Annotated in this window: 1 protein-coding gene; it reads left to right on the top strand. The window is 44.2% G+C overall.

All coding sequences use genetic code 11. The features are described 5' to 3' along the window. Window positions 1–2,838: tandem-95 repeat protein (locus tag A3738_RS09655; RefSeq protein ID WP_156504160.1), on the top strand; the 2,838-nt coding region annotated here is incomplete at both ends.

Genomic DNA, 2,838 nt, shown 5'->3' with positions numbered 1-2,838 from the left:
GGTACGGATGGAATCTTCACCGATAATGGAGATGACACATATACCTTTGCACCGAATGAGAACTTCAATGGTAATGTCACCGTCGACTTTACCGTGTCTGATGGTCAGGGTGGTACCGATACGGCCCAAGCGAATATCGTAGTTGTTCCTGTGAATGACCCGCCAGTTTCAGGTAACTTGGCGTATGCAATTGATGAGGATGGAAGTATCACACTGAGCCAAGAACAGCTCTTGGCGCAAGCGAGTGATGTGGAGGGTGATACGCTCACGGCATTGAATCTACAGACAGCCAATCCGGAACTGACGATTACAGATAATGGTGATGGGACGTTCACGCTGACACCGGCTGCAAACTTCAATGGTGATCTCGATATTAGTTTCGATGTATTCGATGGTGAAGCGACAGTCGCAGCTAATATCGATTTGACAGTGAACCCAGTGAATGACGCCCCAACAGCCATAGATGATTATATGATTGCTGCAGGTCCGGGTGCAATTAGGCTCGATAGTGAGCTTGATTTGGGCAAAATGCAATATCAAACAGCCGATGGTAACTGGCATGATATGATCGTTGGCGTTGAATATTCAGCCGATACAGAGTTGCAGTATGTTCCAAATGATGGTGCAACAGATAATAGTATGGACGTCTTCATTGGAACATTTGATCCAGAAGATTCAACGGCAGAACCAGAGGATTGGGGATCAATCAATAATGGCGTTGCGACTTTTATTCAGGGTGATTTGACAGTCGTAACATCCATGAGCAACGGTAATGTTACAGCTTATAATTCTCAAGACACTCATATTGGTCTCGGTATTGGAGATCCCCGCCATAATGGTTTAAGTGATAAAGACGTTATGTCAGTCGAGATCTCAGGTGATGAGATCAACCATGTGACCTTCGAATTAAGCGGTCTAGGAAGTTGGTTTGATGCGAACAATAACCAGGCTACTCAGGTTGTGATCCGTGCGTATGATACACACGGCAATCTAATTGATTCACAAGGTGGTTTTCGAGAGAGTGGAAATCTAGAGGATAGTTACTCTTTCACTACAGATCAGCCCGTAGCTAAATTCGAGCTTGGTACAGTCGGCGGCCGTGGTCAATATGTAGTTAAGAACATGACGATTTCTCGTGTTTCAACCGAAGAGATAAAAGTCACGTCTATTCAGCCAGATGGCAGTGCAATTACAAATACGCATAGCTTAAATTTGACCGAGAATATGGATGATTCAGTTAATCTCACGGATGAATTAGTTGAAATCTCACCGAATATAACTGAAGTTTTGATCACCGTTGGCGAGGATAGTGTTCTAACTTTAACTCCTGAAAATCTGCTAAATAATGACTTCGATATTGATGGTGATGCTTTATCGCTTGTAAGTGTAGCTCCCTCAGAAAATACCCATGGAACCGTCGAGATTAATGATGCAGGGAATGTTGTTTACACACCAAATGGCGATTACAACGGTCAAGCTAACTTTACGTATACGATTGTGGATGAAGAGGGCTTGACGGATACGGCTACGGTTTATTTTAACGTAATTCCTGAAAATGATTCTCCGGCTGCTGAGGCTAAGTTTTTCGACGTCAATGAGGATAGTACCATAACGATCACGGATGCTGACTTGCTTGCAGGTGCAACCGATGTTGATGGCGATACGCTAACGATCTCAGATGTTTCGTATTCAGGTACGGATGGTGTTTTTATCGATAATGGAGATGACACATACACCTTTGCACCTAATAGTAATTTTAGCGGAAATGTTGAACTGAGTTATAAAGTTTCAGACGGTGTTGTGGAGACGCAAGCGCAAATTAATATTAACGTAATCGAGATAAACGACCCTCCAATAGCCGGTGCGACCTCTTACACAATGGACGAGGACAGTGTTATCACCATTACATCAGATCAACTCTTAGCCAATTCGTATGATATTGAAATTGGTGTGCGTCTCGAAGAGGTTACGTATACTGGATCTGATGGTATTTTCCAAGCACATCAGGATTCCGAGGGTCAGCCATATTTTACCTTTGCGCCAAATCAGAATTTTAATGGAGAGATTCTTCTTGGCGTAACAATCTCGGATGGCGAACTAACAGATACTACGACGGCGAGTATTGATGTATTACCCATTAATGATCCGCCTGTGGTCGGAGATTTGGCTTATGCTATTAACGAAGATGAAAGTATCACACTGAGCCAAGAACAGCTCTTGGTGCAAGCTAGCGATATTGAAGGCGATGACCTTGTTGCCGTTAATTTGCAGAGTATTGATGGAAATGTGTCGATTACGGCTAATACCGATGGATCCTTCACATTAACGCCAAATTCAGATCTCAACGGTGCATTTGATATTAGTTTTGGTGTCTTCGATGGCGAAGCGACAGTTGCAGCCAATATCGATTTGACAGTGAACCCAGTGAATGATCTGCCGGTCGCGCAGGATCAGAATTTCCAGATGAACGAAGACGGGACGATCACGCTTACAGATGAGGATCTGTTAACGGGAGCATCGGATGTTGATGGCGATACGCTGAGTATCTCAGATGTTGCATACACAGGTACTGATGGAATCTTCACCGATAATGGAGATGACACATATACCTTTGCACCGAATGAGAACTTCAATGGTAATGTCACCGTCGACTTTACCGTGTCTGATGGTCAGGGTGGTACAGATACGGCCCAAGCGAATATTGTAGTTGTTCCTGTGAATGACCCGCCAGTTTCAGGTAACTTGGCGTATGCAATTGATGAGGATGGAAGTATCACACTGAGCCAAGAGCAGCTCTTGGCGCAAGCGAGTGATGTGGATGGTGATACGCTCACGGCG

It is taken from the genome of Oleiphilus sp. HI0066 (genome assembly GCF_001635725.1).
This window is presented reverse-complemented; position numbering and strand designations above follow the sequence as displayed.